The sequence below is a fragment of the Pseudomonadales bacterium genome, assembly GCA_024234435.1.
Classification (GTDB): domain Bacteria; phylum Pseudomonadota; class Gammaproteobacteria; order Pseudomonadales; family Porticoccaceae; genus JACKOF01.
On sequence record JACKOF010000002.1, the window covers coordinates 306679 to 331842 of the forward strand.

A 25164-nucleotide genomic window follows, 5' to 3' on the forward strand; every position below is an offset into this window, starting at 1 on the left:
CAGTGAACTATCTGGCCCATATCTACCTTTCCGGAGCAACACCGGAAATGATGGTGGGCGGACTGCTCGGAGATTTTGTCAAGGGACCGTTAACCGGACAACTGCCACAACGGATAGAACAGGGGATTGCCCTGCACCGTAAAATTGACGTTTTCGTTGACCAGCAACCGGAAATACGCGGAGCCCTGTGTCGGTTTCAAACACCCTACCGCCGCTTTGCCGGTATTTATCTGGATATCTGTTTTGACCACTTTCTTGCTAAACACTGGAAAGCTTTTCACCAGCAATCCCTGGAGGATTTTTGCGTGAAGTTTTATGAACATCTGAGAAATTTTGACGAGCTCCTTCCCCCCAGGGCTCTGCACTTCAGCAAGGTTGCCCCTGTTGTGCACTGGTTGGAAAGTTATGCCGAATTTGAAAACCTGGAACTCATGCTACAGCGTATTGGGCAGCGTTTTAAAAAACAGGTGCCTCTTCATCACGGTTTCTTCATTCTGCAAAGAGATTACGCAACACTGGAGAGTGAGTTTTTGTTAACCTTCCCACAGTTTGTCGCCTTTGCCGACTCGCAACGGCAAAACCTTCAGGGCACAATACACTCCGATCAGGAAGCAGGTTAATAACACAAAGGAAAACCAGCCATGCCTTCAACGCGGATTATGAACTTACTGATATTTGTCAGCAGCGCCGCCATTATTGCGACGGCTCTCTATATGCAGCATGTTATGGAGCTGACACCCTGTTATCTCTGCATTACTCAACGGGTATTCTTCATCACTATAGGCGCGCTGGGACTGCTGGCCTTTTTACACAATCCAAAAGCTGCAGGTTCACGCATTTATGCCACACTGACAGCCTTTCTGTCCGTGGCTGGCGGCTATTTTTCCGGCAAGCAACTATGGTTGCAAAGCCTGCCTGAAGACCAGGTGCCCGCTTGCGGCCCACCGGCAGAATACCTGTTTGAAGCCTTCCCGCTGTCAGAGGCCCTGAGCATGTTGCTGCGCGGAGATGGTAACTGCGCCAAAGTACAGTGGACATTTCTGGATATCAGCATTCCCGGCTGGGCACTTGTGGCTTTTGTCGGCTTTCTGGTTGTAGCCATATTGCAAATGCTGCGCAAGGATTTGCCAACCTGATTCTGCGGTAGTAAAACAGGCTGCCATAAACCAGGTCGAATGCGCTTGCCCCGCTTTCTGTTGTTCGTTTATGCTGGATAACTCGCCAAGTGCTGAGGAGTAACAAGCATGCTAGAGGAATGCAAGACAGCCCAGGAACGCTGGGGTGGTGTTAGCAATATTATTGATCGCTGGCTTCAGGAGCGGCGTACCATGTTGGTTCAGTATACCGGTCTGGCCAATCGCAAGGACCTGGATGGCCGAATACCCGCACACTCCCAGAGTGTTCTTGAGTTCTGCCAGATTCTGGTTGACTATATTTCTACCGGTCACTTTGAAGTGTACGAACAGCTCGTCAAGGAAGGTGATGAGTTTAAAGATACAGAGGGCCTGGAAGTAGCTGAAGAGCTGTACAAAGTCATTGATGCCACCACAGAGCAGATTCTCGACTTCAATGACAAATACCAGACACCCGACGATCTGAAAACCATCGCGACCGATCTCTCACAGCTGGGCGAGCAGCTCAGTACCCGGTTCGAAGCTGAAGACTGCATGATCAATGTGTTGCATACCTCTCATGGCACGATAGCAAGCTAGCTGTATTCACAAAAACCCGGCATAAAAAAGGCTCCATTCATGACTGAAGGAGCCTTTGTCATTGGGCGCTGCTTTATTCAGCCGCGGCTTTCAATAACTCCACTTCAAAAATCAGTGTTGAGTTAGGGCCAATCAACTGACCGGCACCACCAGGGCCATAAGCCAGGGTCGGTGGAATATAAAGCTCCCACTTGGCACCTTCTTTCATTAACTGTAGCGCCTCTGTCCAACCCGGAATCACCTGGGTTACACCAAACTGGGCTGGTTGATTGCGTTTATAGGAGCTGTCAAATTCAGTGCCATCAAGCAGTCGGCCGCGGTAATGAACTTCTACACGACTTTCCAGCGTCGGCTTGTCGCCCGAGCCGGCAACAATAATCTTGTATTGCAAACCGCTTTCCGTTGTCACTACGCCTTCTTTAGCGGCGTTTTCCGCTAAAAAAGCATCGCCCGCTTTTTGATTTTCCTCACCCGCAGCAGCCATAGCCGCTTCCATTGCTTCCTGCTCCGCCTGGCTCTTCTCCATCATCTGCTTTTGCAGTTTTTCAAAGGTTTCAGCAGCCTGTTCCTGTGTGATTCGGGTCTCTGCACCCGTCGACACATCCGTAAAGCCCTGAACAAAGGCCGCCATATCAATATCTATTTCATCGATCTTGAATTGGGTGGCAATATTACTGCCCAACACATAGCTGAGTTTCTGCTCATCGGTATCCAGAGCCACCTCTTTATCGGAAGCACCTTCCTTATCGTTACAGCCCGCAAGAAGGGCGGTCAGCATTATGCCGACAAATAGCGGTTTTAAATTCATTACATTTTCCTTAGTGTTTCTGACAACCACCCCTGAGGTAGTGATCACCGTGATTAGAGGGTTTGCATATTAACCGATTTGGCCGCGCGAACAAGAGTATGCTTATTGTCGATTGGCTCTATGCCGATCAAATCCAGATATTCATTCAGATTAGAAAGCAGTCTATTGTCAGCTTCGTCACCGTTCGCACCAACTTCAGCCGATGCTGGGACCACAATCACCGCTTTCAGTTCCAGAATGCGCTGATACAGCTGATTCTGCACCATAAACTCTGCCGACATTTCAGCAGCCAGTAATTGCTGGCGCAAAGTTTGTTCCGTTTCCCCCGGTCTGTTATCAAGCTGCCGCCGCAAATGACGAATCTGACGCACGAAGCGGCGATCCAGCGGCTCTATCAACGCCTGTAGTTGCAGCAGTTCCACACGATTGATATCAACACCCTGGGCAGCAAGCCAACAACAAAGCAACAGCATATTGACGTTTGCTCCCCGGCTATCTTGCCAATCAAGACAGATCTCTTTCACCCGATCCACTGCATACAACGCCAGCGAATACTGCCAAAAGGGGTTTGACCGGGCAGAAAATTTCTTCAAACCATGTCCAGCACTTTGTCCACCAGTTTATTAATACCAGTGACGGCTTCTCCGATACGATTGGCCAGCATGTACGCCGGTGTCGTTACCAGCTTGTTAGCCTCATCCACACAGATATCTTCCACTGCACAATTCCGGTGATGGGCACCGGTTGCATCAATAGCTGCAGCGGTATCGGCATCGTTACCAATAGTGCACTGAACACCCTCACCAAACAGCACGCCAGACATCGCTGGCGCAATACACACCAGTCCTACAGGCTTTCCAGCCCCATGCATCGCTTTCACCAACGTCTGGAAATCTTCGTTCACCTTCAGGCTGGAACCATTCACTGCAAAATCAGAGAGGTTTTTTGCTGCACCAAAACCGCCAGGCACAATCAACGCATCAAAGTCCTCTGCGTTTGCTTCGACAAGACTTTTAATCTCGCCGCGCACAATCCGGGCAGCTTCTACCAGCACATTGCGCCGCTCTCCCTCAGCCACTTCTCCAGTCAGGTGGTTCACCACGTGCATCTGCTCAATATCCGGCGCGAAACACTGCACCTCTGCGCCAGCCTGATCCAGGCGCAACAGGGTAATCACCGATTCATAAATCTCAGCACCATCAAACACTCCGCAACCAGACAGCACCACTGCAACTTTTTTACTCATTGAACTTCACCTCCACATGCAAACCACAACAGCAACAAACTTTACTCGAAATATCAGTGGCAATCAGCCTTTCCCGCTTCGCCTAACCTGTCCGCTCAAACAGCAAATCCCAAACACCATGCCCCAGACGTTCACCACGTTTTTCAAATTTGGTGATGGGCCGATAATCCGGCCTCGGTGAAAACTGCCCGGCTCCGGCACGATTTTCAAAACTTTCGGCGGCGCTCAATACTTCCATCATATACTCAGCGTATGGCTCCCAATCGGTCGCCAGGTGAAATACTCCACCCACTTTCAGTTTTTGACGAATTTTTTCTACAAATACAGGTTGCACAATGCGGCGCTTGTTATGCTTTTTTTTATGCCATGGGTCGGGAAAATACAACTGCACACGATCTAACGACTCATTGACTATACAGTCATCCAGCACATCCACGGCATCCGCCAGATAAACGCGTAAATTGGTTAGTCCGTCTTTACCTGCATCACTGATCAACCGGCCGACACCGGGGGGGTGAACTTCAATACCAATGAAATCTTTATCCGGTTCAGTCGCTAGCATAGCGTGAAGTGAGGCGCCCATACCAAAACCAATCTCCAGCACCACGGGGGCCGATCGCCCAAAAATAACGCTGCTCTCAATAAGCCCGCCATGTAAACTGAGACCATACTGCGGCCAGTATTTTTCAAAGGCCGTCTTTTGTCCATCTGTCATACGACCCGCGCGTACCACATAACTGCGAATGGATTTTTTCTTGTATTCAGGGCGTATATCCAACTATCGTTTCTCCACTATTTTCACTAGGGACCGTTAACACTAAGATGGGGTTCGTTCTGCATCTGTGAATGCGACCAGAGCAAAAACAAACACCAGCCAGCCTAGCAATAAAAGCACGCCGCCTATCGGAGTGATCATGCCCAGCTGTTTTATTCCCGTCAAAACCAGAACATAGAGACTGCCCGAAAAGACAATAATACCCGCCGAAAATAAACTGCCGACCAGATATAACTTATTAGCACGTGGCTGTCGTGCCATCATGATCAATACAGCCAACAGTGCCAGCACATGAAACATTTGATACTGCACCGCAGTTTGCCAAACAGATAACAGCTGCGGCTCAACATGGCCGCGCAGTGCGTGCGCACCAAAGGCACCAAGCGCCACACCCAGAAAACCGCTGATACCAGTGAAAATTGCGAGTAGTTTCATGGCTCAATCTCAAAAAAGATAAATTGTTCATCATAAAAAAAGCCGCGAAATCTGGCATCGCGGCTTTCTTCCGGGCGGTCAGAAGCGTTTCAGGCCTCCATTACACCCCTCACTTTTTTCATGGCATTCACTTCCAGCTGGCGAATACGTTCAGCTGAAACACCGTATTTATCAGCCAGATCATGCAGGGTGGCTTTGGCATCGCTCAACCAGCGGCTCCGTAAAATATCCTGACTGCGCTCATCAAGTGTAGCCATTGCTTCGGCCATCCGGCCATAACTGTCCTGCTCTGTATCTTCCTGCTCCAGCAACAATGCCGGATCACCACTGTGATCTTCAAGGTAGTAAGCCGGAGAAAATGCGGCTCCCTCCTCATCGTCATCTGTCGGCGCATCAAAAGCGGCATCGCGCGCAGACAAGCGCTGCTCCATTTCCCGAACCTGATGTGTTTCCACACCCAGATCTTCTGCAATAGCATTGGCTTCATCGTCAGTCAGCCAAGCCAGTTTTTTCTTGGCGCCACGAAGATTGAAAAACAATTTGCGCTGGGCCTTTGTGGTGGCCACTTTCACAATACGCCAGTTACGCAGCACGTACTCGTGAATCTCCGCCTTGATCCAGTGCACCGCAAATGAAACAAGGCGCACTCCTTTTTCTGGGTTAAAGCGTTTTACGGCTTTCATCAAACCAACATTGCCTTCCTGAATCAGGTCACCCAGCGGCAATCCGTAACCGTTGTAGGAGCGGGCAATGTGTACCACGAAACGGAGGTGAGACAAAACCAGGCGCCTTGCCGCATCGAGGTCTTCACGATAGTAAAGATCCTCAGCCAGAGCCCGCTCTTCTTCAGCAGAGAGAACGGCAACAGAATTAACGCCCTGCATATAGGCAGCGATATTCGCACCTGGGGCCATCCATTCAGTTGTCTGCAGTTCTTTTTTCATGGTCATATCATCAAAATCCGGCGGATTAGTTTACCAATTTCGCATTAGATTACCAACCACCCGGCAAGTTCACTTCAATCAGTTGATTTAAAGCAAATTTCACGTGTTTTCCACGGCAGCAGTATCACTTTGGCTCAATGTCCGCAAGGTGGCGGGCTACCGCCAGCCAAGCACCCAGCAAACCCAAAACACCAGCCAACGCAGGTAGCACCAGCAATCCGCCAACGCCGAGCCCCTGCAAATTGAAACTGCTTTGATAGAGCGCGGCCAGTCTGGAAACCGAGGCATCCAGCCAGCTCAGACTGACCCAGACCAACAACCAGGCCAGCAATCCACCACCGATGCCATACCATAACCCGGTATAGAGGAATGGTCGCCGAACATAGCCATTTGTTCCCCCAACCAGCTTGACGACAACAATTTCATCCCGGCGGTTTTCAATGGCCAACCGAATTGTATTGCCAACAACCAGCAACACACCCAGCGCCAGCAATGCACCAAGCGTTAATGTTAACCGATAAAATATTTCCAGAATTCCCTGCAAGCGCTGTATCCACTTCATGTCGAGCTGGACATCATCTATCAGCGCTAACGCTTTCAACCGTTTAACCAGGGCTTCTGCAGCGGGCAAGTCGGCCTGAAAAACTGCGGCAGGCTCAATCAGCAACACCGGTGGCAACGGGTTTTCATTCAGCATGGACAGCACTTCGCCAAAGCCGGATGCGGCCTTGAACTCGGCCAGCGCCTGCTGCCGGGAAATATAAACAACCCCGGCAACATCGGTATCTTTTTCAAGTTGCTGACGCAGTTTATCGATAGCTTCCGGGCGGGCGTTGCGCTGCAAAAAGACCGTCAGCCGGGCGGTATCGTCAAAACCGTTGCCGATCTGCTGTAAATTAATTACGCCCACATACAATGCCGCAGGCAGGCCAAGCGCAATGGCAATCACCAGCGATGTCATCAACGATTGCACCGGCTCACTTACGAGGCGCTTCAATGTCAGCAGGCACACCTGCTGATGATTGAGAAAATAACCCCTCAGCCGATCTCGAACACGTATCCGTTGACCGGTAGCACCACCTTGTCGTACTTCCCGAGCCTTGCCCGATGCTTTTGATTTAGTTTGCACCTTGTGGCGCCCCTCCGCTAATCAGACGACCACCACTTAGCTGCAACTCGCGACAACCCATGCGGGCAATCAGGTCAATATCGTGAGTGGCGATAAGCACCGTAACACCCACTTCACCAAACTGACGAAATAACGTCATGATCTCTGCCGACAATTCGGGATCAAGGTTCCCGGTAGGCTCATCCGCCAGCAGAATTTTCGGCTTATGCACCACCGCCCGGGCAATACCAACTCGCTGCTGCTCACCACCGGAAAGTGCAATCGGATTTTGTTGTTCCTTGCTCAACAAACCCACTTTATCCAGCGCAGCACGCACTCGGCGACCAACTTCCTGCGGACGATAGCCCGACACCAGCAACGGCAGCGCGACATTGTCATAAACTGTGCGGTCGAATAACAACTGGTGATTTTGAAAAACCACGCCAACATTGCGCCGATAAAAAGGTATCTGGCTTGTATGAAGGCGACCCAGATTTTTGCCGTTGATCATGAGCTGGCCACCACTGGGACGTTCCATCAGCATAATTAACTTGAGCAGGGTACTTTTGCCAGCTCCCGAGTGACCAGTCAGAAAACTCAACTCACCGCCAGACATGTGGAAACTGACACCAGAAAGCGCCTCCTGTCCGGTGGTATAACGTTTGCTAACCCTGTCAAACTGAATCATCGGAAGTTATTTGCCCCCACCATCTGGTATCGATTGGCTGCTAAACAGCGCTTCAACAAATTCTTTGGCGTTAAAAATCTGCAAGTCATCAGCAGACTCGCCAACACCAATAAACCGGACTGGCACTGAAAACTTTTTGCACAAGGGAAAAATTACCCCACCCTTGGCGGTTCCATCCAGCTTGGTCAGCGCTATACCGGTCACCCCTACCGCTGAGTGAAATTCCTGCATTTGTGAAAGGGCATTCTGCCCGGTGCCTGCATCGAGAACCAGCAATACCTCATGGGGCGCGGCTTCATCCAGCTTGCCCATGACACGGGTGATCTTCTTTAATTCCTCCATCAGATTGCTTTTGTTATGCAGACGACCTGCCGTATCAGCAATTAAAACGTCAACACCTTTGGCCTTTGCTGACTGTAATGCATCAAAAATAACCGAGGCACTGTCTGCGCCGGTGTGTTGCGCGATCACCGGCACACCATTTCGCTCCCCCCAGGTTTGCAGTTGCTCCACGGCTGCTGCCCGAAAAGTATCGCCTGCAGCCAACATGACTGATTGACCTTCGGACTGAAACCGTTTGGCCATTTTGCCTATCGTGGTGGTTTTACCAACGCCGTTGACACCAACAACCAGAATCACTCGCGGCTTCCCTTCAGCGGCCAACTGCAAAGGTTGCTCACAGGACTGAACAATTTTTAACAATTGTTCCTGCAGCTTCAATCTCAGAGCCTCGCTGTCATCCAGCTCCTTGCGGCTCACACTTTCAGAAATCGAAGCAATAATATCGCCTGTTGTTTCAATCCCTACATCTGCCATTAACAACAGGGTTTCCAGCTCTTCCAGCAAATCTTCATCAATAGCAGGCTTACCCAGAAACAGGTTGCCAAAACCGCTGCCCGTGCGAGCAACACCACGACGCAAACGCTCCCTGAACCCGGCTTTAGGTGTTGGTGACTGAGGCGACTCGGTTGTCGGAGCAAGACCAACCGCGAGCTCTGCCACCGAGACATCGTCCGATGACGCTATGCTGGCGTTTGCCAAGGGCGCATTATCTGCTTCAGGCTCTTCTTTTGCTGAAGGCTCTTCTTTTACTGAAGGCTCTTGATCCGCCAATGGCTTTATCTCTGCCAAAGGCTCTTTCGCCTTTCGCAACTCGGAAAGATCGCCAGCAGGCGTGGATTGCTGATGCGGTTTCTTTGTCAAGCGGGTAGCCAGCCACATAACCACCGCAAGCAAGATCAGGGTGCCCAAAACCGTTAACCCGATTTGTACTGCACCCACGCTTTCCAGCCCCAGGATCTTCGTCAACCAGTTTTCGAGCCGATCAATCAAACTGTTCTCCACCAACAACTTCCTTCTTTCAATTAATTCTCGACACGACACTCACGCTATTTCTATCCCAGCTTTATGTCAAAGCAGTGTATGCTGTCATCAAGGGTTGAATACCATTGGGAATGTCCATCAAGTTGAAAGCTCATCGACAAAAAAGCCGCAACAGCACCATCAGTACAGGACAAAATCAGCTGCGTATTATCGGCGGCAAGTGGCGCGGGCGCAAACTTGAATTTCCACTGGTCAAAGGTCTGCGACCTACCGGCGACCGTGTTCGCGAAACCCTGTTCAACTGGCTCGCGCCGGATATCATCGACTCCCACTGCCTTGACCTGTTCGCCGGCTCCGGTGCAATGGGCCTGGAAGCACTGTCCCGGGGCGCCCACAGCGTTACCTTTGTCGAAAAAAATGGCATCGCAGCAAACGCCATACAGCGGCATTGCCTGCGCCTGCAAGCCGATAATGCCTGCGTCCTGCACGTCGATGCGCTGCAATGGCTGCGCAGCAGCACGCCAGCGACAGCATTTAATCTGGTCTTTATCGACCCACCTTTTATTGAGCAGCTGCTGCAACCGGCCATCGTCTTGCTCGAAGAAAATGGCTGGCTAGCCAACAGTGCCACAATTTACATAGAAACCGATCGCAACGCGCCGGAGCCTGAAGTACCACCAGGCTGGCAACCGTATCGATCAAAAATAACAGGGCAGGTCGCTTACCGGCTTTTCATTCGCAATTGAGTAAGACGGTCAAATTGTTTAACATCGCCGCACCCCTCGGCGGGCTGCCTGCCAGGCGACATTAATTCAGGAGTACGGTCTGTGAAAACCATTGTCTATCCGGGTACGTTTGATCCAATCACCAACGGCCACGTTGACCTGATTGAGCGAGCCAGCAGACTGTTTGACAAAATTATTGTCGCAATTGCGGTAAACGAAACCAAAGGCCCGCTGTTCAGCGTCGAAGAACGAATAGAACTGGCAAAAACCACCCTCTCACATCTGGGCAATATTGAAGTACAGCGCCTTGATTACCTACTGGTAGATTTTGTCAAAGACTGTGGCGGCGACGGTGTACTGCGCGGTCTGCGAGCCGTCTCAGACTTCGAATACGAATTTCAGCTGGCCAATATGAATCGCGCGCTGTCGCCCAATCTGGAAAGTATTTTCTTAACCCCATCGGAGAAATTCTCCTATATCTCCTCTTCTCTGGTCAGAGAGATAGCATCACTGGGCGGCGATATTTCTGCTTTTGTCCCTGCTGTTGCGGCTCAGGCCCTGAAAAACAAGTTCAGCGGCATCAAAAGAGATCAGCGCTGACAATAACGGCAAAAAACCGTACTGCGCTGCCCCAGCCTGATTTCACGCAATGCTTTTTTACAACTTACGCACGGCTCACCACCACGACCATAAACATTTAGCTGTTGCTTAAAATAACCCGGCTTGCCATCTCCCCCAACAAAATCCTTAAGTGTGGTGCCACCCTGCTCAATAGCTTTGCCAAGCACTCTTATTACATCTGAAGCCAGCTGCTGATAACGCAGCCTGGAAATTTTCCCGGCTGCCCGGTCAGGCCGGATACCACTTAAGAACAGGGCTTCATTGGCATAGATATTACCGACCCCCACCACCACTCGGCTGTCCATCAAAAATGACTTAACTGGCGCCGTCCTGCCACGAGATCGCCGAAAAAGATAATCACCACAAAAGTTACCAGCAAGGGGTTCAGGGCCCAGGTTTTTCAATAACGGGTGCTGATAGGGATCTCCATCCAGCCATAACGCGGATCCAAACCTGCGGGGGTCAGAAAAACGCAGTAAACAACCATCGTCAACACCAATATCGAGGTGATCATGCTTTCCCGGCACTTCTTCTGCGCCAACTATTCTCAAACTGCCAGACATTCCCAGGTGCATCAACAAGTGTCCCGACCGGAATTGGAACAGTAGATATTTTCCCCGGCGGGATAGCTTCAAAATTTTCTGATTCAATAACAAATCTGGTAAATTCCGGGGAATCGGCCAACGTAAACGGAACTCTCGTATCCGCACATCGTGAACCACTTTTCCTGCCAGATAAGGAGAAATTCCTCGTAAAGTGGTCTCTACTTCAGGCAATTCGGGCATTTTTCATCACTTCATGGCTTTCCATTAAATTTTTTTCTGGCATACTGACCGCCTAATCAAATTGGGAACTATTCGCGGGTGGTGACTCTCATAAGAACCATTATCCGTAGTTGTGAGGTAGAAGTATAATGGCACTAGGAAAAAGGCGGGTTGAAGAAGAGTCAGAGATTGACCTGACTCCCATGCTGGACGTCGTTTTTATCATGTTGATTTTTTTCATCGTCACCGCATCCTTTGTTAAAGAGTCCGGGCTCGATGTAAACCGCCCCCCCATTACCAATGAACCTCCACCCCCCTCCGATGAAAAGCTGAAAAATGCGGTTTTTAAGGTCACCGAAACCAACGACATCTGGCTGGAAGGACGCCGCATTGATGTTCGCTCTGTTCGCGCTAATGTGGGCCGTATTCGAGCCGAGAACCCGCAAGCCAAAGTCATTATCCAGGCGCACCCAAAATCAAAAGCCGAAATATTTGTGAAGATTACTGACCAAGCTCGCGAAGCCGGAGTCAGTGATATATCGCTTTCCACCAATAAGCGATAGGGTAGCCGGCCCCTCCGCACATAAAACGGACGGAGGAAAAATAACCACCAACAAAAAACCCGGAGGCCTTTGGCATCCGGGTTTTTTAGTGTCTTTTAAAAATCACATTGTTACTTGATTTTAGCTTCCTTGTACGGCACATGCTTGCGAATAACCGGGTCGTACTTGCTGAACTCCAGTTTTTCCGGCTGTGTGCGCTTATTCTTGGTCGTGGTGTAGTAATGACCTGTACCAGCGCTGGAAACCAGTTTGATGTTGTCGCGATTTGACTTTGCCATGATCTAGTACTCCTTATACCTTGTCGCCGCGGCCGCGGATATCCGCAAGCACGTTTTCAATACCATTTTTATCAATGATACGCATACCCTTGGTTGAAACACGCAGCTTGACAAAACGCTTCTCGGATTCGATCCAGAAGCGGTGTGTGTGCAAATTTGGCTCAAACCGACGGCGGGTTTTGTTTTGCGCGTGAGAAACATTGTTTCCTGTCATCGGGCGTTTACCAGTGACTTGACATACTTTAGACATTACTCTGCCTCTAATCTGAAAATAAGGGCGTTACTGACTAACTTGGCTAGCGAGTAGCAACACGAAAATTTCTACTTTGAGTTCCGTAGCTGGAGCGAATCAATCTGACACCCCGCAAAAGAGCCGCGTTTTATACCAGAACGCCCTTTCCAGTGCAAATAAATTTACTTTCGCATATCCATTCGCTCGCCCCTTATCCCGCTGTCCCGACAGGCCTGATCACAGCAACATACCTCTCTGTGCCAGAGAAACCGTAAAGCCACCTCCAACCACGAGATGATCCAGCACCCGAATATCGAGCAAGCCAAGTGCTTTTTGCAATTGCTGCGTGATCTGCTGATCTGCCTGACTGGGTTCAGCTACACCGGATGGATGATTATGCGCGAATATGACCGCTGCCGCATTGTGGTATAACGCCCTTACCACCACCTCGCGCGGATGAACGCTTGCTGTATCTATTGTGCCAAAAAACAGCTCTTCCCAACAAACCAGACGATGCTGGGAATCGAGAAAAAGCACGCCGAACACCTCCCTTTTACAAGACCCCAGCTTCGCCAGCAAAAATTCAGCTACTGCCTGCGGATGATTAAACACGGTATCCCGCTGCAACCGCTCGCTCATGTGTCGGCGTGCCAGCTCCATAACCGCCTGCAGCTGAGTATATTTGGCAGGCCCCAGACCTGGGGAAGAACAGAACGCTTCTTGATCAGCCGCCAGCAATGAACCAATATTGCCGAACCGGTTGAGCAGCATCCGCGCCAGATCAACGGCGCTCAACCCACAGCTTCCCGTTCGAAGAAATATCGCCAGTAACTCTGCATCCGAAAGTGCAGTGGAACCCTTTTGCAACAACTTTTCTCTGGGCCTTTCACTTGCAGGCCAGTCCCGAATAGCCATAATCACCTCCTGTGCGGCTACGCAAATCCCTGTGTCAGTGGTATCTTACCCTGATTATCATTTTCGTTCAGGAATCATCATGCGTCTTTTGACCAACAAACGTATTCTGCTGGGCATTACCGGCGGCATTGCTGCCTACAAAAGTGCAGAGCTGGTGCGTCGCCTGCAGACTATCGGCGCAGAAGTTCGAGTGGCCATGACACCCGGCGCAACCCAATTCATAACGCCCCTCACCCTGCAGGCCCTGTCAGGCAACCCGGTCCACCTTGACTTGCTCGATACCGCAGCAGAAGCCGCAATGGGGCATATAGAACTATCCCGCTGGGCGGATCTGATTTTGATTGCACCAGCATCCGCTAACTTTATTGCCAAACTTGCCAATGGCGAAAGCGGGGAGCTACTGTCAGCCATATGCTTGGCCAGCAGGTCACCACTTGCGCTGGCACCTGCGATGAACCAGGGCATGTGGCGCAACGCCAGCACACAGAAGAATGTCAAAACACTACGCTCCAGAGGCATCCATTTCTTCGGGCCTGCCGAAGGTGAGCAAGCTTGCGGTGATGTCGGCCCCGGTCGCATGTCGGAACCGGAAGACATCGCCCAACTGACTGCAGACCTGTTCGAAACCGGCAGCCTTACCGGTCGCAAGGTAGTTATAACCGCAGGTCCAACGCGGGAAGCTATCGACCCTGTCCGCTACATCACCAATCATAGTTCCGGAAAAATGGGGTATGCGCTGGCAGAAGCTGCGGTTGAAGCCGGAGCGGAAACCATTCTGGTAAGTGGGCCGGTTAACATACCGCCACCCGACCGAGTGACCATCATTCACGTCACCAGCGCCGAAGAAATGTTTGAGGCAGCCGTCAACGAGGCCAGGAATTGTGACTTGTTCATTGCTTCTGCGGCGGTGGCAGACTACAGACCCGCCACCGTATCCCGTTCAAAAATCAAAAAGTCAGCCGACACCATGACCATTGAACTGATTAGAAACCCGGACATTGTCAGTGCCGTCGCCGCACTTCCGGAACGTCCCTTTACTGTTGGGTTTGCTGCCGAAACCAGCGATGTAGAGAACTATGCTCGCAGCAAACTGGAGCGAAAGAATCTTGACTTGGTTATCGCGAACGATGTGTCTGACAAAACCATTGGTTTCAACAGTGATGACAATGAGGTGCTGGTGATAGAGAATAGTGGCGCTGAAGCAATCCCGAAAATAAACAAAGCCATTCTGGCTCGACAATTAATTGCTCGAATTGCGGAAACGTTACCGGCAAGGAAATCTGCGTCTAATGACAAAACTGGCCTCTGACGATTACAAGCCCAACCTCTTAACAGAACTGATATTGCGGTTGAAAGCCCACCCGGCAATAGCTCTGCTATTGATCGTGTTTCTGGTCGCTTCAGGCATTATCGCGTTAAAGGTTTACAATCACCTGATAACAGACAACCACCAGAAGGCTTTTTTGCAGCGCACAGAGTCCATTGCCGGTATACAGGCGGCGCGGGTTAACAGCTATATTAAGCACCAGCAGCAAAAGCTTTCATCAATTGTCGAGAGCCGACAGGTCATCGATGCCTTTATACAGGACGATACCGCGGCACTTGCCGAGCTGGAAAGTCAGCTCGTGAAACCTCGCAGCGAATCCCAGTCACTCCATCTACTGAAACCCGGTAGTAACAGACTGGATGGAACAGACAATTTTGCCGCACGGGAACTGGTGTCCCGAGCATTCAAAGGTGACACACCAAATCCTGAAGCGGTGCGCCTGCAAAAAGGTTGGCGCCTGCTATTTGTGTTACCGGTAAAGGATAACAGCGGCTCAATTGTCGGTGTCGCGCTCAGAGACATAGCAACCACCGAGCTCATTAAAAATCTGCAACCCGAGTCGGCACACGGGCAGACATTACTGTACCAGCAACTGCCAGGCTTGCAGGGTAATGCTGTTTTATCAACCGGCCTGAAGCTGGATGGCCTGCAACCTGCCAAGAAACTCACTCTGCTACCTTACTGGCAAATTCACTTTACCGGCAACCAACAGCTATTGAACAACAGGGCACCCCTCTCCAACGATGTCCTTGCTATTTTCAGCTGCCTTGTAATTGCTATTTTGCTACTGCTTTACCTGTTTTTGCGAGCGGTGCTGACTCACTACAAAAATGAGCCGTTTGTCGTGCCCCAAAAAATTCAGGCAAAGGAAAGCATGCCTTCTGATCTGGACGAAACCAGCAGTTACCTGCAAGTCATACCCTCCGGCTCCCGTTTGGCAGAACCCTCCGCCGAGGAGACCAATGCAGAAACACCCCCTGAAGCCGAACCGAATCAAACCAAAGACAGCCGGTTAGTACACTACTACCCGGAAGCTATTTTCCGCGATTACGATATTCGCGGCATATACGGTCAACAAATCAATGCAGAGTTTGCCCGTCGTCTCGGCAACTGCCTGGGCACCATGGCTCAGGAGCAGGGAGAAGCGTCTCTGGTTATGGGGTGGGACGGACGGCTCTCAAGCCCGGAGTTGAAAGCCGCTCTGCAGGAGGGAATTCTTGCCACAGGGTGCAACGTACTCAGCATTGGTGCTGTGCCCACCCCGCTATTAACCTTTGCGCTGACTCGAATAGGGGAAACATCCTCCGGCGTAATGGTAACTGCCAGCCATAATCTCGCTGCCGATAACGGTTTTAAAATCTTCTTCAAACAGCACGCACTCTGCGGAGAAGAGATTACTGCTCTTCGCGACATCATGATCGAAGGTGACTTCAAAACCGGCAAGGGTCAGCTGGAAGAACTGAGCCTTACCAGCGAATACACAGCAGCCATCGTCAAGGATATTGTGCCCGCAATGGATCTGACAGTTGTTGTCGATGCAGGCAACGGTATTGCCGGAAAATTTGCAATTGATGTGCTGGAAGGTATTGGCTGCGAAGTAGTACCCCTCTACTGCGATGTCAATGGCAATTTTCCCCACCACCCCCCTGATACAACGGTGGAAGAATATCTGCATGACCTGATTGAAGCCGTTACTGCCACCAGAGCTCAACTGGGCATCTGCCTCGACGGGGACGGTGACAGAATGGTGGCCGTAACTGCCGACGGCAAAATAGTCTGGCCGGATGAGCTAATGATGATTTTTGCCAGGGACGTGCTTTCCCGACATCCTGGCTCGGATATTGTCTACGATATCAAGTGCACCCGACGCCTCAGCCCGCTGATCCGCAGTTACGGCGGCCGCCCGGTCATGTGGAAGACCGGCCACTCACATATGCGGAATAAAATCATGGAATGCAATGCACCGCTTGGTGGGGAGTTCAGCGGGCACCTGTTTTTCCGCGATCGCTGGCACGGCTCTGACGACGGCATCTACGCATCGGCCCGCCTGATAGAAATCATGATGGTGCGCGAGCAATCGCTGGCAGGCATACTCTATGCCTACGAAAAAAGCTTCAGCACCCCTGAGATTAAAATCATTGTCCCGGACGACAAAAAGTTTGAGCTCATTAAAGCACTAGTTGAAAATTCTGATTTTGGCGACGCCCAACTCACCACATTTGACGGCTTACGAGTCGATTTCCCAACTGCCTGGGGGCTGGTACGTGCATCGAACACCAGCCCGGCGCTGACCTTGCGTTTTGAAGCTGAATCCGAAGCATCGCTGGACAAAATCCAGTCGCTTTTCAGGCAACAACTCAGTAGCATAGATAGCTCGTTAACCTTTTGACTTGAATTTTTTATATTTCGGACCTGCCCATGTCACTGTCACTGGACGCCGCTGCCAACATTGCCAATGTCCTAACTGAAGCCCTGCCCTATATCCAGCGCTTCACCGGCAAAACCATCGTCGTCAAGTTCGGCGGCAATGCCATGATCGACGATGCACTGAAAACGAGTTTCGCCAGAGATATCGTGCTGATGAAACTGGTCGGCATCAATCCTGTTGTTGTTCATGGCGGCGGCCCTCAGATTGGCGACCTACTCAACCAGCTTAATATTGAGTCCAGCTTTGTAGATGGTATGCGGGTCACCGACAGCCAGACCATGGACATTGTAGAAATGGTGCTGGGCGGGGCGGTCAATAAGGAAATCGTCAACCTCATAAATAGCGCTGGCGGTAAAGCCGTGGGTGTTACGGGCAAGGACGGCCAGTTAATTCAGGCCCGAAAACTGAAAGTCACCAGACACAGCCCGGAAATGTCGGCACCCGAAATCATCGACATCGGCCATGTAGGCGAAGTGGAAAAAGTTGATTGCGGCGTGATCAACATGCTGACCAACAGCAACTTTATTCCGGTGATCGCCCCTATCGGGGTTGGCTCACAGGGCGAATCCTACAACATCAATGCAGATCTGGTAGCCGGTAAAATAGCAGAAGTGCTCTGTGCAGAAAAACTGATGCTATTGACCAATGTGGCAGGTCTGCAAGACAAGGACGGACAGGTTCTTACCGGCCTTTCCACAGAACAAGTCAATGAATTAATTGCCGATGGCACCATTCACGGCGGCATGCTGCCAAAAATTCGCTGTGCTCTGGACGCTGTTTCAGCGGGTGTAACCAGCGCCCATATCGTTGACGGACGTGTTGATCACGCCGTGCTGCTCGAAATATTTACTGATCAGGGTGTCGGCACACTGATAACCAATCAGCCGGAACCAGACGAACCATGAACAGCCCCAGAGCACAGCAAATACTACAGGCACTGGCTCGTATGCTGGAAACGTCGGCGAATGGAAAAATCACCACCGCCGCACTAGCCGCAGAGGTGGGGGTTTCTGAAGCAGCACTCTATCGCCACTTTCCCAGTAAAACAAAAATGTACGAAGGGCTTATCGACTTTATTGAAGAAACAGTATTCAGCCGGGTAAACGCCATCGTCAACGAAGAAAGTGATGTCAAAACCAGACTGTATCGGGTTCTTTCGCTTCTGCTAACGTTCACCGAACGCAATCCCGGCATCACTCGCTTATTAACTGGCGATGCACTAACCGGCGAAACCAGTCGGCTTCACACACGGATTCAACAGCTTTTTGACCGCCTGGAAACCCAGCTTAAACAGGTCTTGAGGGAAGCCGAAATTCAGGAAGGGGCGAGAACAACACTGGTAGTGAGCGCTGCTGCCAATCTGCTTCTTTCAGCAGCTGAAGGCCGTATATCACAATATGTCCGCAGTGGTTTCAGTCGCCGTCCGACTGAGAACTGGCAGGATCAATGGCAAGTTTTGATGGATGGTTTTTTTCACCCCGAGCACCACGCTGTAAGCCTTTAAGCACCATAAATCGCTCAATATAATGCCGGTATTTTTCGCTGACCTCCCGCCGCTCACTGGCCCGAACAACTGACATTTGCTCTGCATCCTCAATCTGTTCCTCAAGATCAGAGATATTGTCCAGCAACACCCGGGGAACCACCCGGCCACTGCGCTGGTGATTAGCCGCCTGTGCACGGGAGCTCTCCAACTGCTCACGACTTTTCTCAAGGTTACTTTCAACAATGGTAATTTCCCGATCCAACAATTCCAGGCGACGATCACGAGCTTTTTCGAGGTCCGCCAGCGAACTGTAACTGCGCAGCAAAATAGTGTCTTCTTTCTTCTGAGCTTCCGCCTCTTCGCTCGATTGCTGCGCTGAAGCCTGCTCTCCCTCATCAACAACCGTGTGGGGGGGAACCACCTGCAAGACTCTGCCAGTCTTGCTTAACACCTCATAACCATTCGCCACAAATTCCGGCGGTACCTGGTAGTCAATAACAACCTCACCAGATAAATTCCGGTAGCGATAGAGATTTTCAGACGCCAGAGCCCACTGGCTGCTGAACAATACCGTTAATAAAACAGCCATTGCCTGGTTAATTTTCAACACCGCCACCCCACTATTGTCTCTCTGAACCCGTACCGAACATAAACTTTTGACCATCAAACGCCGTACTGTTCCCGATACAAATCAATTTTTTCCAACGCTTCCAGGTCTTTGCCCGTTTCATCAAGATACTGCCGCACATGATCAATATCGACGATACTGATCACAGAAATACCAAATTCTGCCTCTACTTCCTGTATTGCCGAACAACCGGTTGTACCTCGTTCCTTACGATCCAGCCCCACCACGACACCCGCTGCGCCGGCTTCATGGCTGTCCAGAATCTGCATCACCTCGCGAATCGCTGTTCCCGCTGTGATCACATCATCAACTATCAGGGCCTGCCCTTGCAACGGAGCACCCACCAGCAAACCTCCCTCACCGTGATCCTTGGCCTCCTTGCGGTTAAAACAGTAAGGAACGCTGATATCATAATCTCGCGCCAATGATACTGCCGCCGCTGTCGCCAAAGGAATTCCTTTGTAAGCAGGCCCAAATAACAGGTCAAATGGCAGACCGGAATCCACAATGGCTGCTGCATAATGTCGCCCCAGCGCAGCCAGTGCGGCACCACGGTTAAACTCGCCTGCATTAAAAAAATACGGACTTACCCGCCCTGATTTCAGGGTAAATTCGCCAAATCGCAAAGCGCCTTCGGCTATTGCCAACTCAACAAACTCTCGCTGATACGTTTTCATCTATATCAAAACCTCTTTCGTGCAACCTCGACGAACCGAGTCGCAGTTCACACTCAATGTTCACCATATACTCGCAGTAACGCTACTTTTGCGCCAACGCCATCTGCTGAACTTTCACCAGATCGGCAATACCTCGTTTTGCCAGTGCAAGCATCTGCTGAAACTCCTGCTCGGAAAATGGTGCCTCTTCAGCCGTACCCTGAATCTCGATAAATCCGCCTGTACTATTCATAACCACATTCATATCGGTTTCAGCATTAGAATCTTCCGGGTAATCAAGATCGAGTACCGGCACGCCTTTGTAGACACCAACCGAGACCGAAGCCACCAGGTGAGTCAGGGGGTCACCTTTAAGCTGGCCTTTCGATTTCATGTGTTCAATGGCATCTGCCAGCGCCACACAGGCTCCTGTTATGGATGCTGTTCGAGTGCCACCGTCTGCCTGAATAACATCGCAGTCAACCGTCACCGTGTTCTCCCCCAGCCCTTTCAAATCAACAGCCGCTCTTAACGAGCGGCCAATAAGACGCTGAATCTCCTGGGTTCTGCCGCTTTGTTTGCCACGTGCAGCTTCACGCCCCATGCGTGACCCGGTTGAACGGGGCAACATACCGTATTCAGCTGTAACCCAACCCTGCCCCTGTCCGCGCAGGAATCGCGGCACAGAGTTTTCAACACTGGCGGTACAAATCACTTTGGTATTGCCAAATTCCACCAGCACAGAGCCCTCGGCATGACAGGTGTACTGACGGGTAATCTTCACCGGGCGCAACTGCTCGGGGCGGCGTCCACTGGGTCGAGTCATATTGATTTCCTTGAATCAGAATAGCTAAAGGGTATTTTCGCAGGCGCCATTCTAACGAATTAAAGCCTATTAACACTAATTGCAGCGAATGAAATTGTCATCCTGGCAACGCACTTGCTAACATGCCCGATCTCAGCACTCCACGCTTTCCTACCGTTTACCATTGGAGAACATCATGCCCAAAAGTATGACCGCCTTTGCCCGCATCACAGAACAGTGTGACTGGGGCAATGCCAGCTGGGAAATACGCTCGGTCAATCACCGTTATCTGGAAACTCACTTTCGCATGCCCGATACCCTTCGGGAGCTGGAAATGCCGCTCAGGGAGCTAACCCGAAAGCATTTGCAACGGGGTAAAGTTGACATCAGTCTGCAACTGCAAATTTCGTCAGGTAATGATGGCCTGGACCTGAACACGGCTCTGACAGAAAAAGTGATTCAGGCCAGCGAGCAGATCACCGCAAAAATGCACAACCCCGCACCGACATCACCTTTTGAAGTATTGCGCTGGCCAGGCGTTTTACAGGAACCGGAAGTGGATCAGGAAAAACTCAAAGCCGATCTGCTGGACATGTTTGAAAACACCCTTGGACAACTGAATCAGTGTCGCCAACGCGAAGGACAAAAATTACAAACCATTATTGAGCAGCGCCTGAACGCAATTGAAGGCCAGGTCGCCACCGTTCGCCAACTACTACCGGAACTGCTCACCGCCCAGAAACAAAAACTTCAGGACCGGCTGGCTGAAGTCAGCGCTAACCTGGATAACGACCGCCTCGAACAGGAAATGGTGATTCTGGCGCAGAAATCAGACGTCGATGAAGAGCTTGACCGCCTCGACACCCATGTCTGCGAAATTCGCCGCGTACTCTCAAAGGGTGAACCCGCAGGGCGCAGGCTGGATTTTCTGATGCAGGAACTCAATCGCGAAGCCAATACACTGGGCTCCAAATCCATTTCGGGAGCAACCACTCAGTCGGCTATTGAACTGAAAGTTCTCATTGAACAAATTCGCGAACAAATACAGAATATTGAATAACCGAGCAACCAAAGGGCCAGTATCCATGTCTAGCCGCGGCACCCTGTACACAATTTCAGCACCTTCCGGTGCCGGCAAAACCAGCCTTGTTGACGCACTATTGGAGCTCGACAGGCAGGTATGTGTATCAATCTCCCACACCACCCGCCCCATTCGTCCCGGCGAAACCAATGGTGTTAATTACCACTTCATCCGTGAAGACCAATTTATCGGCATGGTCAATAACTGCGCATTTCTGGAGCACGCGCGAGTTTTCAGCAACTATTACGGCACCTCCCGCGAATGGGTTGAACAAACGCTGGCCAGCGGCAAGGACGTTATCCTTGAAATTGACTGGCAAGGCGCCGCCCAGGTAAGACGACTGGTTGATGACTGCAAGGGTATTTTCATATTACCCCCATCAAAAGAAGCGCTTGCAGAGCGACTCAACAGTCGCGGGCAGGATGACCCGGAAGTTATCGCACTTCGTCTTGCTGAAGCACAACAGGAAATGTCCCATTACGTTGAAGCGGACTATCTGGTTATCAACGACGATTTTGAAACCGCCCTCCATGATCTCGGCGCTATTTTTCAGGCACAGCGGCTTTCCCTCAACAGCCAACAGTTTAATCGCGCGGACCTGCTTCGCAACTTGTTGTCCTGATTGCTGATTTTCTGTAAACTGGCGCGTCCTGCGGCATCTGCCGCTCAAGCGTGACGCACTAATGTTACAACGCTTGATACGAAACAACCGAACAAACAAGACTGGAACTCACTCATGGCTCGAATTACTGTAGAAGATTGCCTGGAAAACGTCGACAATCGCTTTGAACTCGTCATGGTCAGCGCCAAGCGCGCTCGCCAGATCAGCACCGGCGGCAAAGAGCCTCTGGTACCCTGGGAAAATGACAAGCCTACTGTAGTCGCATTGCGCGAAATTGAAGAAGGCCTGATTACTGCGGACATTCTCACCGAAGTCGATCAATCTGACGAAGAACTGTTTGCCATGGACATGCTGGAAGCCAGTTTTGATGTCGGCACCGATGGTCAGACAGAAGGCGAAGCAGAGCTGGCTGCAAAAGCGCCCACCGAATCCAAAGAGTAGTTCCGGGAGAGGAAAGTCTTGCAAGCTATTGATGCGTTGAGCCACAAGCTTTCCTCCTACCTCAAACCGCAAGAAATCTCCAAAATTCTCCGCGCTCACAAGTTCGCCGCGAAATGCCACAAGGGCCAGTACCGCCAAAGCGGGGAACCCTACATCACCCACCCGATCGCAGTCGCACACATTCTCGCTGACATGCACCTTGATCACGAGGGCCTGATGGCAGCATTGCTGCACGATGTCATTGAAGATACACAAATTACCAAAAAACAGCTGCAATGGCGTTTTGGCAAGAATGTTGCCGAACTGGTAGATGGCGTCAGCAAACTGACAGAAATAGAGTTTGCCACCAAAAGCGAGCAGCAGGCGGAAAATTTCCAGAAAATGATTCTGGCAATGGCCAAAGACGTCCGGGTAATGCTGGTGAAACTGGCTGACCGGCTTCACAATATGCGCACCCTGTCTGTGCTCAGCCCTGTCAAGCGACGCCGTATTGCCCGAGAAACACTGGAAATTTACGCCCCCATTGCGCAACGTCTTGGCATCAATGATATCCGGCTTGAATTCGAGGACCTCGGCTTTGCCGCCCTTTACCCGCTGCGCTATAACCTGCTGCGCAAAACCATCCGGGCTGCACGTGGCAATCGCACCGAACTGATTGGCGAAATTCGCACCATACTCACTCACCGATTGACCCAGGAAGGGGTACAGGCGGAGGTGATCGGCCGGGAAAAGCACCTGTGGAGCATTTACCAGAAAATGAAGAGCAAGCACCGCTCTTTCAGGGACATCATGGACGTGTTCGCCTTTCGCATCATCACCGACTCGGTCGATGACTGCTATCGAGTGCTGGGTATTGTGCATAACCTGTTCAAGCCGGTGCCGGGCGAATTCAAGGATTACATTGCCATCCCCAAGCTTAACGGCTATCAATCCTTGCATACCGTGCTGGTTGGCATGCATGGCATTCCCATCGAAGTGCAAATTCGCACCGAAGACATGGACAACATGGCCAATGTAGGTATTGCTTCTCACTGGCTCTACAAATCAAAAGATCCCGGTAATCCGAGAACAAACCGCTGGATTCAGAGTTTGCTGGAGCTTCAAAAGCAGGCCGGCAATTCACTGGAGTTTATTGAACACGTAAAAACTGACCTGTTCTCGGACGAAGTTTATATATTCACACCGAAAGGCGAGATTGTTTCACTTCCTAGCGGCGCCACCCCGATTGACTTCGCCTACGCCGTACATACCGACATAGGCAACAGTTGTGTCGCCTCACGAATCAATGGCGAGCTGACACCTCTGTCGGAGCCCCTGCAAAGTGGCTGCAAAGTCGACATCATCACGACAAAAGATGCACAGCCAAATCCATCCTGGCTGAACTTTGTGGTCACGGCAAAAGCACGCAGCGCCATTCGGCATTTTCTAAAAACCCGACACCACGATGAATCTGTCGAACTCGGCAAACGATTGCTCGACAAGGCGCTGGAAAATTTCGGCTATGACTACCACCGCATACGGAAGTCCTGGATTAAACGGCTGCTGAAAAAAACTGGTGCAACCAGCTTTGAGTCCATTCTCGAACAGATTGGCCTCGGCAACCGAATGGCCTTTGCGGTAGCCAACCTGATGCTGCCGACATCAAAACAGCTGGACGAGGAAGAGGAGGAGCGTACCCCGATTATGCTCGACAACTCCGAGGGCCTGATTATCAACTATGCGCGCTGCTGCCACCCCATTCCCGGCGATGCCATTCTTGGCTACCTGAGCCCGGGAAAAGGAATGGTTATTCATCTCGATTCCTGCAAAAATCTCAAGGATGTACGGGGGGATGCGGCGAAGTGCATGCCCGCCAACTGGTCCGGAAAAGTGAAAGGCGAGTTTGCCGCCGAATTTAAGGTCGAGCTGTCGCCTGAACGCGGGATCATCGCTTCACTTGCCTCCCGGATCAGTGAAACCGGGGGCACCATTGAAAAAATCAATGTTGATGATCGCAGTGTACACAATGCGGTCGTAACTCTTTCGGTAGGTGTTCATGACCGTGTCCATCTGGCAGGCATCATGCGCCGTATACGCAATATGGGAGCGGTTCAGCGGGTTTATCGTGTAAAAAGCTGAACGCCATTATTATTCAATTTCCATCTACTTTCTTGAGACAAAAACATGATCAACAAAGCCATTATTCAGACAGACGATGCACCTGCCGCTATTGGCACTTACTCCCAGGCAGTAAAAGTCAACAATACGGTTTACCTGTCTGGCCAGATTGCCCTTGATCCAGAGACAATGCTGCTTGAAACGGGCGGTATCGAAGCGGAAATTCATCAGGTTTTTAAAAACCTGACCGCTGTTGGCGAAGCCGCTGGCGGCACATTGCAGAATATTGTCAAACTCAATATTTATCTGACCGACTTGAGCCATTTCCCAACTGTCAACACAATCATGGCACAGTACTTCAACGAGCCTTACCCTGCGCGCGCTGCCGTTGGCGTGAAAGAGCTGCCAAAAGGTGCCGCTGTAGAAATGGATGCGGTAATGGTCATCTAGGGCCTG

General features: G+C 51.0%; 31 protein-coding genes. 15 read left to right on the forward strand and 16 right to left on the reverse strand.

What is annotated here, in order from left to right; translation table 11 throughout:
* Positions 1–2 precede the first annotated feature (2 nt).
* From H7A02_11330 to rsd, 3 genes are all read left to right on the forward strand, one after another.
* Positions 3–620 carry a DUF479 domain-containing protein gene (locus H7A02_11330; GenBank protein MCP5172842.1) on the forward strand — a complete coding sequence of 206 codons (618 nt, stop codon included), beginning with the start codon at positions 3–5 and terminating at the stop codon, positions 618–620.
* Positions 621–641: 21 nt separating this feature from the next.
* Positions 642–1136: a disulfide bond formation protein B gene (locus H7A02_11335; protein ID MCP5172843.1), complete on the forward strand. Its 495-nt coding sequence runs from the start codon at positions 642–644 to the stop codon at positions 1134–1136.
* 108 nt (positions 1137–1244) lie between these two features.
* On the forward strand, positions 1245–1712 hold the full coding sequence (gene rsd, locus H7A02_11340; GenBank protein MCP5172844.1) for a sigma D regulator: 468 nt from the start codon (positions 1245–1247) through the stop codon (positions 1710–1712).
* A gap of 73 nt (positions 1713–1785) precedes the next feature.
* Here rsd and H7A02_11345 read toward each other — a convergent pair whose 3' ends face one another.
* From H7A02_11345 to ftsY, 9 genes are all read right to left on the reverse strand, one after another.
* Complete coding sequence (locus tag H7A02_11345; protein ID MCP5172845.1) at positions 1786–2520, reverse strand: FKBP-type peptidyl-prolyl cis-trans isomerase; 735 nt, start codon at positions 2518–2520, stop codon at positions 1786–1788.
* Between the two features lie 53 nt (positions 2521–2573).
* The gene (locus H7A02_11350; GenBank protein ID MCP5172846.1) at positions 2574–3113 is read right to left on the reverse strand and encodes a TIGR02444 family protein; all 540 of its coding nucleotides are present in this window, start codon (positions 3111–3113) and stop codon (positions 2574–2576) included.
* Positions 3110–3766, reverse strand: a complete 657-nt coding sequence (gene elbB, locus H7A02_11355) for an isoprenoid biosynthesis glyoxalase ElbB (protein ID MCP5172847.1) — start codon at positions 3764–3766, stop codon at positions 3110–3112. The genes H7A02_11350 and elbB overlap by 4 nt, the downstream gene beginning before the upstream one ends.
* Before the next feature lie 82 nt (positions 3767–3848).
* A complete protein-coding gene (gene trmB, locus H7A02_11360) occupies positions 3849–4538 on the reverse strand; it encodes a tRNA (guanosine(46)-N7)-methyltransferase TrmB (protein ID MCP5172848.1) in 690 nt (229 codons plus the stop codon).
* A 45-nt stretch (positions 4539–4583) separates the two neighbouring features.
* Entirely contained in the window at positions 4584–4976 is a 393-nt protein-coding gene (locus tag H7A02_11365) for a DUF423 domain-containing protein (protein ID MCP5172849.1), read from the reverse strand.
* Between the two features lie 89 nt (positions 4977–5065).
* The gene (gene rpoH / locus H7A02_11370) at positions 5066–5920 is read right to left on the reverse strand and encodes an RNA polymerase sigma factor RpoH (protein ID MCP5172850.1); all 855 of its coding nucleotides are present in this window, start codon (positions 5918–5920) and stop codon (positions 5066–5068) included.
* Between the two features lie 124 nt (positions 5921–6044).
* On the reverse strand, positions 6045–7049 hold the full coding sequence (gene ftsX, locus H7A02_11375) for a cell division protein FtsX (GenBank protein MCP5172851.1): 1005 nt from the start codon (positions 7047–7049) through the stop codon (positions 6045–6047).
* The gene (gene ftsE, locus H7A02_11380; GenBank protein MCP5172852.1) at positions 7039–7716 is read right to left on the reverse strand and encodes a cell division ATP-binding protein FtsE; all 678 of its coding nucleotides are present in this window, start codon (positions 7714–7716) and stop codon (positions 7039–7041) included. The genes ftsX and ftsE overlap by 11 nt, the downstream gene beginning before the upstream one ends.
* Positions 7717–7722: 6 nt before the next feature.
* Positions 7723–8937, reverse strand: coding sequence for a signal recognition particle-docking protein FtsY (gene ftsY, locus H7A02_11385; GenBank protein ID MCP5172853.1), 1215 nt, complete (start codon positions 8935–8937; stop codon positions 7723–7725).
* Between the two features lie 233 nt (positions 8938–9170).
* Here ftsY and rsmD point away from each other — a divergent pair, with 233 nt between their 5' ends.
* A complete protein-coding gene (gene rsmD, locus H7A02_11390) occupies positions 9171–9785 on the forward strand; it encodes a 16S rRNA (guanine(966)-N(2))-methyltransferase RsmD (protein ID MCP5172854.1) in 615 nt (204 codons plus the stop codon).
* 81 nt (positions 9786–9866) lie between these two features.
* Entirely contained in the window at positions 9867–10364 is a 498-nt protein-coding gene (gene coaD / locus H7A02_11395) for a pantetheine-phosphate adenylyltransferase (GenBank protein MCP5172855.1), read from the forward strand.
* Here coaD and mutM read toward each other — a convergent pair.
* The gene (gene mutM, locus H7A02_11400; GenBank protein MCP5172856.1) at positions 10355–11170 is read right to left on the reverse strand and encodes a bifunctional DNA-formamidopyrimidine glycosylase/DNA-(apurinic or apyrimidinic site) lyase; all 816 of its coding nucleotides are present in this window, start codon (positions 11168–11170) and stop codon (positions 10355–10357) included. The genes coaD and mutM overlap by 10 nt on opposite strands.
* Before the next feature lie 128 nt (positions 11171–11298).
* Between mutM and H7A02_11405 the strand changes: the two genes are divergently transcribed.
* On the forward strand, positions 11299–11712 hold the full coding sequence (locus H7A02_11405; GenBank protein ID MCP5172857.1) for a biopolymer transporter ExbD: 414 nt from the start codon (positions 11299–11301) through the stop codon (positions 11710–11712).
* A gap of 110 nt (positions 11713–11822) precedes the next feature.
* Here H7A02_11405 and rpmG read toward each other — a convergent pair whose 3' ends face one another.
* The 3 genes from rpmG to radC form a co-directional block, all read right to left on the reverse strand.
* Entirely contained in the window at positions 11823–11990 is a 168-nt protein-coding gene (gene rpmG / locus H7A02_11410) for a 50S ribosomal protein L33 (GenBank protein MCP5172858.1), read from the reverse strand.
* Positions 11991–12003: 13 nt separating this feature from the next.
* The gene (rpmB, locus tag H7A02_11415; GenBank protein MCP5172859.1) at positions 12004–12240 is read right to left on the reverse strand and encodes a 50S ribosomal protein L28; all 237 of its coding nucleotides are present in this window, start codon (positions 12238–12240) and stop codon (positions 12004–12006) included.
* 219 nt (positions 12241–12459) lie between these two features.
* Positions 12460–13137 (reverse strand): DNA repair protein RadC, encoded by a 678-nt coding sequence (gene radC, locus H7A02_11420; GenBank protein ID MCP5172860.1) that lies wholly within the window; start codon positions 13135–13137, stop codon positions 12460–12462.
* 79 nt (positions 13138–13216) lie between these two features.
* Between radC and coaBC the strand changes: the two genes are divergently transcribed.
* From coaBC to slmA, 4 genes are read left to right on the forward strand one after another with little or no spacing between them, the layout of a single operon-like run.
* On the forward strand, positions 13217–14446 hold the full coding sequence (gene coaBC, locus H7A02_11425) for a bifunctional phosphopantothenoylcysteine decarboxylase/phosphopantothenate--cysteine ligase CoaBC (protein ID MCP5172861.1): 1230 nt from the start codon (positions 13217–13219) through the stop codon (positions 14444–14446).
* Positions 14427–16853, forward strand: a complete 2427-nt coding sequence (locus tag H7A02_11430; protein ID MCP5172862.1) for a phosphomannomutase/phosphoglucomutase — start codon at positions 14427–14429, stop codon at positions 16851–16853. The genes coaBC and H7A02_11430 overlap by 20 nt, the downstream gene beginning before the upstream one ends.
* Positions 16854–16882: 29 nt before the next feature.
* Complete coding sequence (gene argB / locus H7A02_11435; GenBank protein MCP5172863.1) at positions 16883–17797, forward strand: acetylglutamate kinase; 915 nt, start codon at positions 16883–16885, stop codon at positions 17795–17797.
* Positions 17794–18396, forward strand: coding sequence for a nucleoid occlusion factor SlmA (gene slmA / locus H7A02_11440; protein ID MCP5172864.1), 603 nt, complete (start codon positions 17794–17796; stop codon positions 18394–18396). Before argB ends, slmA begins: the two co-directional genes overlap by 4 nt.
* Here slmA and H7A02_11445 read toward each other — a convergent pair.
* The 3 genes from H7A02_11445 to rph all read right to left on the reverse strand — a co-directional run bounded on the left by H7A02_11445 (position 18305) and on the right by rph (position 20488).
* The gene (locus H7A02_11445; protein MCP5172865.1) at positions 18305–19042 is read right to left on the reverse strand and encodes a hypothetical protein; all 738 of its coding nucleotides are present in this window, start codon (positions 19040–19042) and stop codon (positions 18305–18307) included. The two genes, slmA and H7A02_11445, sit on opposite strands and share 92 nt — an antisense overlap.
* Positions 19042–19683 (reverse strand): orotate phosphoribosyltransferase, encoded by a 642-nt coding sequence (gene pyrE, locus H7A02_11450; protein MCP5172866.1) that lies wholly within the window; start codon positions 19681–19683, stop codon positions 19042–19044. The genes H7A02_11445 and pyrE overlap by 1 nt, the downstream gene beginning before the upstream one ends.
* A gap of 82 nt (positions 19684–19765) precedes the next feature.
* Positions 19766–20488: a ribonuclease PH gene (gene rph, locus H7A02_11455; GenBank protein ID MCP5172867.1), complete on the reverse strand. Its 723-nt coding sequence runs from the start codon at positions 20486–20488 to the stop codon at positions 19766–19768.
* A 175-nt stretch (positions 20489–20663) separates the two neighbouring features.
* Between rph and H7A02_11460 the strand changes: the two genes are divergently transcribed.
* From H7A02_11460 to H7A02_11480, 5 genes are all read left to right on the forward strand, one after another.
* The gene (locus H7A02_11460; protein MCP5172868.1) at positions 20664–21527 is read left to right on the forward strand and encodes a YicC family protein; all 864 of its coding nucleotides are present in this window, start codon (positions 20664–20666) and stop codon (positions 21525–21527) included.
* A gap of 25 nt (positions 21528–21552) precedes the next feature.
* A complete protein-coding gene (gene gmk / locus H7A02_11465) occupies positions 21553–22170 on the forward strand; it encodes a guanylate kinase (protein MCP5172869.1) in 618 nt (205 codons plus the stop codon).
* A gap of 114 nt (positions 22171–22284) precedes the next feature.
* Entirely contained in the window at positions 22285–22611 is a 327-nt protein-coding gene (gene rpoZ / locus H7A02_11470) for a DNA-directed RNA polymerase subunit omega (GenBank protein MCP5172870.1), read from the forward strand.
* A gap of 18 nt (positions 22612–22629) precedes the next feature.
* The gene (locus tag H7A02_11475) at positions 22630–24729 is read left to right on the forward strand and encodes a bifunctional (p)ppGpp synthetase/guanosine-3',5'-bis(diphosphate) 3'-pyrophosphohydrolase (protein MCP5172871.1); all 2100 of its coding nucleotides are present in this window, start codon (positions 22630–22632) and stop codon (positions 24727–24729) included.
* Between the two features lie 45 nt (positions 24730–24774).
* Positions 24775–25158, forward strand: coding sequence for a RidA family protein (locus H7A02_11480; protein ID MCP5172872.1), 384 nt, complete (start codon positions 24775–24777; stop codon positions 25156–25158).
* The last annotated feature ends 6 nt before the right edge of the window (positions 25159–25164 follow it).

What these genes read in the sequence shown, in the direction of transcription:
- H7A02_11405 (MCP5172857.1), top strand. Translation starts at nt 11,299, where the DNA reads ATGGCACTAGGAAAAAGGCGGGTTGAAGAAGAGTCAGAGATTGACCTG.
- radC (MCP5172860.1), bottom strand. Translation starts at nt 13,137, where the DNA reads ATGGCTATTCGGGACTGGCCTGCAAGTGAAAGGCCCAGAGAAAAGTTG.
- rph (MCP5172867.1), bottom strand. Translation starts at nt 20,488, where the DNA reads ATGACTCGACCCAGTGGACGCCGCCCCGAGCAGTTGCGCCCGGTGAAG.
- argB (MCP5172863.1), top strand. Translation starts at nt 16,883, where the DNA reads ATGTCACTGTCACTGGACGCCGCTGCCAACATTGCCAATGTCCTAACT.
- gmk (MCP5172869.1), top strand. Translation starts at nt 21,553, where the DNA reads ATGTCTAGCCGCGGCACCCTGTACACAATTTCAGCACCTTCCGGTGCC.
- elbB (MCP5172847.1), bottom strand. Translation starts at nt 3,766, where the DNA reads ATGAGTAAAAAAGTTGCAGTGGTGCTGTCTGGTTGCGGAGTGTTTGAT.
- H7A02_11460 (MCP5172868.1), top strand. Translation starts at nt 20,664, where the DNA reads ATGCCCAAAAGTATGACCGCCTTTGCCCGCATCACAGAACAGTGTGAC.
- H7A02_11345 (MCP5172845.1), bottom strand. Translation starts at nt 2,520, where the DNA reads ATGAATTTAAAACCGCTATTTGTCGGCATAATGCTGACCGCCCTTCTT.
- rpoH (MCP5172850.1), bottom strand. Translation starts at nt 5,920, where the DNA reads ATGAAAAAAGAACTGCAGACAACTGAATGGATGGCCCCAGGTGCGAAT.
- coaBC (MCP5172861.1), top strand. Translation starts at nt 13,217, where the DNA reads ATGCGTCTTTTGACCAACAAACGTATTCTGCTGGGCATTACCGGCGGC.
- H7A02_11335 (MCP5172843.1), top strand. Translation starts at nt 642, where the DNA reads ATGCCTTCAACGCGGATTATGAACTTACTGATATTTGTCAGCAGCGCC.
- rpoZ (MCP5172870.1), top strand. Translation starts at nt 22,285, where the DNA reads ATGGCTCGAATTACTGTAGAAGATTGCCTGGAAAACGTCGACAATCGC.
- H7A02_11480 (MCP5172872.1), top strand. Translation starts at nt 24,775, where the DNA reads ATGATCAACAAAGCCATTATTCAGACAGACGATGCACCTGCCGCTATT.
- H7A02_11445 (MCP5172865.1), bottom strand. Translation starts at nt 19,042, where the DNA reads ATGGTCAAAAGTTTATGTTCGGTACGGGTTCAGAGAGACAATAGTGGG.
- ftsE (MCP5172852.1), bottom strand. Translation starts at nt 7,716, where the DNA reads ATGATTCAGTTTGACAGGGTTAGCAAACGTTATACCACCGGACAGGAG.
- slmA (MCP5172864.1), top strand. Translation starts at nt 17,794, where the DNA reads ATGAACAGCCCCAGAGCACAGCAAATACTACAGGCACTGGCTCGTATG.
- mutM (MCP5172856.1), bottom strand. Translation starts at nt 11,170, where the DNA reads ATGCCCGAATTGCCTGAAGTAGAGACCACTTTACGAGGAATTTCTCCT.
- rsd (MCP5172844.1), top strand. Translation starts at nt 1,245, where the DNA reads ATGCTAGAGGAATGCAAGACAGCCCAGGAACGCTGGGGTGGTGTTAGC.
- rpmG (MCP5172858.1), bottom strand. Translation starts at nt 11,990, where the DNA reads ATGGCAAAGTCAAATCGCGACAACATCAAACTGGTTTCCAGCGCTGGT.
- rpmB (MCP5172859.1), bottom strand. Translation starts at nt 12,240, where the DNA reads ATGTCTAAAGTATGTCAAGTCACTGGTAAACGCCCGATGACAGGAAAC.
- ftsY (MCP5172853.1), bottom strand. Translation starts at nt 8,937, where the DNA reads ATGTGGCTGGCTACCCGCTTGACAAAGAAACCGCATCAGCAATCCACG.
- H7A02_11430 (MCP5172862.1), top strand. Translation starts at nt 14,427, where the DNA reads ATGACAAAACTGGCCTCTGACGATTACAAGCCCAACCTCTTAACAGAA.
- pyrE (MCP5172866.1), bottom strand. Translation starts at nt 19,683, where the DNA reads ATGAAAACGTATCAGCGAGAGTTTGTTGAGTTGGCAATAGCCGAAGGC.
- rsmD (MCP5172854.1), top strand. Translation starts at nt 9,171, where the DNA reads ATGTCCATCAAGTTGAAAGCTCATCGACAAAAAAGCCGCAACAGCACC.
- H7A02_11365 (MCP5172849.1), bottom strand. Translation starts at nt 4,976, where the DNA reads ATGAAACTACTCGCAATTTTCACTGGTATCAGCGGTTTTCTGGGTGTG.